Origin of the sequence: Pseudomonas sp. V98_8 (assembly GCF_029967975.1) — a bacterium.
GTDB classification, from domain to species: domain Bacteria; phylum Pseudomonadota; class Gammaproteobacteria; order Pseudomonadales; family Pseudomonadaceae; genus Aquipseudomonas; species Aquipseudomonas umsongensis.
This window is the reverse complement of the sequence record NZ_JASCAE010000012.1, coordinates 1-4,853: the sequence shown is the minus strand read 5'-3', so window position 1 is coordinate 4,853 and position 4,853 is coordinate 1. Positions and strand designations below refer to the sequence as shown.

The window sequence follows — 4,853 nt, the reverse complement described above, 5'->3', positions numbered from 1 at the left end:
CGCTGTAAGAGCGAAACCATAGGTGGCCGTTACCGCAGGAATGGATATGTACACCTGAAAAAACCGCTGCAAAAACGCCTACAACCATAGTTATTTCTGCTTACACTTTTCCTCTCAAAAAACAATTAACCCTTTAAAATCAATACCTTAAAGACTTGGCACGCCCTGTGCTCCTGCTATCTGCAACCCACCATCGTTGGGCTTTGCATCTGTGCCGACGTTTCACCCGTCGAGCCGATAGCCAGGAGGAATAACAAGAAATGTTGATCACCGGGATCAAAAGTCGACCGGTCTACGACCGGTTGCAACCTCTGCCAGGAGGTCTGCGGCACATCATTGCCGGGCAAGGCAGTGGCGGGTGCGCCATGTTGCGTTTACTCGACGAGTTGGCCGGGCAGGAGCGGCCCGTGACCTTGCTGTACTCCCAGGAGTCGTTTTCCGGCCAGGATTTCCTTGCCCAACTACAGCAGCGTCCAGGCCACGATTTGCGCGTGTATGCCAGCAACCAGGCCTTGATCGACGCCCTGGATGACCTGCTCGGCAACGCCAGAATGGGCACCCGCCTCTATCTCGCCGGCTCTGAAAGCTTCCTGGGCAGCGCCATGCAGGTGGCCACCCGTTACGACCTCAATCGCGACGAAGTGCTTCGCGAACACTCCGGCACCCTGGTGCGTCGGGTCTGGTGTGTGCATTGCGACACCTACACCGAGAACGTCACCCAACGCGTCTACCAGTGCCCCGGATGCAGCCTCACGCTGGTGGTGCGCGACCACTATTCCCGACGCCTGGCGGCTTTCCAGGCGGTCAAGGCCGATGCCGAAGTACCGGGCGAACTGCCCCCAGCCGAGGAGCTCGATACATGAGCCAGAACAATGGGACATTGAACCTGCGCGTCGCTCGCATTGAAGAGGTGACGCCGCAAATCAGGCGCTTCACCCTGGTTTCGCCGACCGGCGAGCACCTGCCGGCGTTTTCCGGTGGCAGCCACGTGGTGGTACTCATCGCCAACCCGAACAATACGCTGCGCAACCCCTACTCGCTGCTGAGTTCGCCCTATGACACCAGCAGCTACCAGATCGCCGTGCGCCGGGTAGAAAGCGGCCGCGGTGGTTCGATCGCGCTGCACGACAATGTCCGTGAAGGCGACCTGATCGAGGTCACGCCACCGGTCAATCTGTTTCCACTGATCAAGCAGGCGCGCCTGCACCTGTTCATTGCCGGCGGTGTCGGCATCACCCCGGTGATCTCCCAACTCGAAGAGTTGCGCCTGAGCAAGGTGCCCTTCGAACTGCATTACGCGGTTCGCGGCGATGAACACGCACAGTTGGGCAAAGAGTTGCAGGACACCTACGGCAAGCAGGTCCACCTGTATCGCAAAGGCATCGAAGCGCGCATGGACATCGGGCAGATTCTCGCCAATCGCCCGCTCGGCAGTCACGTCTATGCCTGCGGTCCGGACAGCATGATCGACGCCACCCTGGCCTGTGCCCGCGAGCTGGGCTGGACCGACAGTCACGTGCACTTCGAGCGCTTCCTCGAGCAAAGCAGCGGCGGCGAAGCCTTCAGCTTCACCCTGGGTCGCAGTGGCGCAACCATCGAGGTCTCGCCGGACCAGACCATGCTCGAAGCGGTCGAGGCCGCGGGCTACAGCATGCCTTACCTGTGTCGTGGCGGCGCCTGTGGCCATTGCGAAACCGAGGTCCTGGAGCTCGACGGCGAATTGCTGCACAGCGATGACTGGCTGTCGGACGACGACAAAGCCGCCCGCAAGAAAATCATGCCCTGCGTATCCCGCGCCAAATGCAATCGCCTGGTCATCGACCTCTGATCGACGGAAGACATAACAATGACTATCGAATTCAACCGCGACGAAACCTACCGCGACGACTACACCTTCGCCAACAGCCCGGAAACCATCGCCCGCGCGCCCTTCCCGTTCCCCGATGACGACTACATGTATTCGATGAACCTCGAGCCCCATGTCTCGGTCGGCGACGGCGCCTTCCGCGCAGCGTTCGATATCGACGAGCACTACATCAGCGAATGCCGGGACCGCGCCATCACCCTGGAGAAGGACCCGGGCATGCACTACGTCTCGGCGCCGCACATGATGGAGGCGCAGTGGGACTTGCTGGAACTGATCATGGAGTCCTACGCCCGCGACTACCCGCAGTACTTCACCCTGTCCCGTGAAGGCCGCCAATGGCACTGGACCAACCGCCTGCTGGACATCGACGATCACTTCACCTTCGGCGACCCGGCGACCCTGCCGTATGAGCCGATGGAATACGTGACCCGCCAGGCCCAGGGCGACTGGGTACTGCAGGAAGAACGCGACGGTACGCTGTATTGGGGCGCCGGGATCGCCACCCAGCGCGCTGACTATTCGCTGCGCTTCAACCTGGGCATGAGCTGGGAGGAATTCCACGGTCCGGTGCCGCTGGTGAAGGAAATCGGCATGCTCGACCGCGCCCTGAAATTCCTCCTGCGCCTGCGCACCGGCCACCCGGTGCGTCGTCTGAACTGGTCGCTGACGGTCAACCCGCGCCTTGAAGTCTCGGCCGAAAGCCTGCCCGAATGGGCACCGGACCGGACCATCGTGACGGCCGAAAACGCTGGCAAGCTGGTGTACCTGCGCATCGAGTTGCAACCGCTGCACCGCTTGCCGCGCAGCAACGCGATTGTCTTTCCGATCCGCACCTACCTGCTCAGCCTCGAAGACATCGCCACCAACCCGGCATGGGCGCGGCGCATGCATCGGGTGCTGCGTGATTTGAATCAGCAATTGGTCGATTACAAGGGTTTCAGCCGCTATCGCGATGCTGCCGTGGAGTGGCTGTCGCAGTACGACGATGGGCGCGACAGCGAGACAAAAAAGCAGGCGTAGGAATGTAAACACCGTCCCCCTGTGGGAGCGGGCTTGCTCGCGAATGCGGTTCCACATTCAACATTTATGTCGACTGATACACCGCTTTCGCGAGCAAGCCCGCTCCCACATTGGCTCAGCGGCAACCTGATAACAACAAGCTCCACAGGAGCAACGGCGGGGCCAACCCGCCAGCACTAATCCACTGCCATTGATAATGAGGAAATAACATGAGTGGCTCATCCAACACGCGTGCAAGCAGCGCCGATCAGGACGCGGAACAACTGCGCGCCCTCGGCTACAGCTCGGATTTCAATCGCAGCATGAGCCTGTGGGAGAACTTTTCCCTGGGCTTTACCTACCTGTCACCCGTCGTCGGGGTCTACACCCTGTTCGGCTTGTGCCTGGCCGCCGGTGGCCCGCCGATGTTCTGGTCCTACCTGCTGATCGGTGCCGGGCAAATGCTGGTCTGCCTGATCTTTGGCGAGGTGGTATCGCAGTTCCCGATTTCCGGCGGTGTCTACCCTTGGGCGCGTCGCCTGGTGGGCAAGCGCTGGGCGTGGATGGTCGGCTGGGTCTATGCCTGGGCGTTATGCGCAACCATCGCAGGGGTTGCGGTGGGTGCCGGTCCGTACCTGGCGATCATGCTCGGCTTCAATCCCGGCCCGGATGCCAACATCGTCATCGCCCTGGCAATCATCCTGTTGTCCACCGCGCTGAACCTGGTGGGCACCAAATTGCTGGCGCGGGTGGCGATGTTCGGCTTTCTCTGCGAACTGGTCGGCGCGATCCTGGTCGGCGGCTACCTGCTGATCTTCGAGCGTCATCAACCGATCAGCGTGCTGTTCGACACCTTCAACCTTGAGGTGAACGGCTCATACCTGCCGGCCTTCCTCGCAGCCTCCCTGGCTGGCCTGTTCCAGTACTACGGCTTCGAAGCCTGCGGCGATGTCGCGGAAGAAACCCCGAACCCGGGCAAGCGCATTCCCAAGGCCATGCGCATGACCATCTACATCGGCGGTGCGGCCGCGATGTTCGCGTGCCTGGCGTTGATCCTGTCGGTGCCGGACATGGCCAAAGTGCTGGCCGGCGAAGACACCGACCCGGTCGCCACGATCCTGGCCAATGCCTTCGGCCCGATCGGTTCGCGCCTGGTGATGGCAGTGGTGATGGTGTCGTTCATCTCCTGCGTACTGAGCTTGCAAGCGGCCGCCAGCCGCCTGTTGTTCGCCTATGCCCGGGACGAGATGATCGTCGGCAGTTCGCTGTTCAAGCGCCTGTCGGCCAACCATGTGCCGTCGTTCGCGCTGCTGGTCAGCGGCCTGGTGCCGGCAGCGATCGTCTGCCTGGGGATGTTCATGGCCGATGCGGTGGCCACCATTGTCGGTTTCGCGGCGATCGGCATCTACGTCGCCTTCCAGTTGATCGTGGTTGCCGCGTTGATCGCCCGCGCCAAGGGCTGGCGCCCCAGCGGCCAGTTTACCCTCGGGGCCTGGGGCCTGTGGGTGAACCTCGGCGCACTGGTCTATGGCGTGTGCGCCATCGTCAATATGGTCTGGCCGCGCTCGCCGGATGCCGCCTGGTACATCAACTATTCGATGATCCTGACCACGCTGGTGGTGATGGGTGCGGGCCTGGTCTACATGCTGCTGGGCAAGCCCTACGACAAGGGCACGGCGCCGGCGGGGGATGCGTGGAAGTTTTCCAAGCCGCTGGCCAAACCTTCTGATCTCACCGGTGCTTCGGTAAACAGATCAGCGATCTGACAACAATCCCCCTTTGTAGGAGCCGGCTTGCTGGCGATGGCGGCGTAACGGCCACCATCGCATCGCCAGCAAGCCGGGCTCCTACAGGGGACCGGTTTCCAGTTCCAAAGAGGATAAGAACATGCAAACCCAACTCCTGATCAACGGCCAACTGCTCACCGGCGAGGGCCCCGCCCAACCGGTGTTCAACCCGGCGCTGGGTCGCGTGCTGGTGGAAATCA

At 61.7% G+C, this 4,853-nt stretch carries 4 protein-coding genes; all 4 read left to right on the top strand.

The window, feature by feature from the left end:
• The first annotated feature begins 260 nt into the window (after positions 1-260).
• The 4 genes from QLG10_RS07785 to QLG10_RS07770 all read left to right on the top strand — a co-directional run bounded on the left by QLG10_RS07785 (position 261) and on the right by QLG10_RS07770 (position 4,632).
• The gene (locus QLG10_RS07785) at positions 261-863 is read left to right on the top strand and encodes a dimethylamine monooxygenase subunit DmmA family protein (protein WP_110755225.1); all 603 of its coding nucleotides are present in this window, start codon (positions 261-263) and stop codon (positions 861-863) included.
• Positions 860-1,828, top strand: coding sequence for a PDR/VanB family oxidoreductase (locus QLG10_RS07780; RefSeq protein ID WP_110755226.1), 969 nt, complete (start codon positions 860-862; stop codon positions 1,826-1,828). Before QLG10_RS07785 ends, QLG10_RS07780 begins: the two co-directional genes overlap by 4 nt.
• Positions 1,829-1,846: 18 nt before the next feature.
• A complete protein-coding gene (locus QLG10_RS07775) occupies positions 1,847-2,887 on the top strand; it encodes a DUF3445 domain-containing protein (RefSeq protein WP_110755227.1) in 1,041 nt (346 codons plus the stop codon).
• A 209-nt stretch (positions 2,888-3,096) separates the two neighbouring features.
• A complete protein-coding gene (locus QLG10_RS07770; RefSeq protein ID WP_282486579.1) occupies positions 3,097-4,632 on the top strand; it encodes an amino acid permease in 1,536 nt (511 codons plus the stop codon).
• The last annotated feature ends 221 nt before the right edge of the window (positions 4,633-4,853 follow it).

What these genes read in the sequence shown, in the direction of transcription:
- QLG10_RS07785 (WP_110755225.1), top strand. Translation starts at nt 261, where the DNA reads ATGTTGATCACCGGGATCAAAAGTCGACCGGTCTACGACCGGTTGCAA.
- QLG10_RS07780 (WP_110755226.1), top strand. Translation starts at nt 860, where the DNA reads ATGAGCCAGAACAATGGGACATTGAACCTGCGCGTCGCTCGCATTGAA.
- QLG10_RS07775 (WP_110755227.1), top strand. Translation starts at nt 1,847, where the DNA reads ATGACTATCGAATTCAACCGCGACGAAACCTACCGCGACGACTACACC.
- QLG10_RS07770 (WP_282486579.1), top strand. Translation starts at nt 3,097, where the DNA reads ATGAGTGGCTCATCCAACACGCGTGCAAGCAGCGCCGATCAGGACGCG.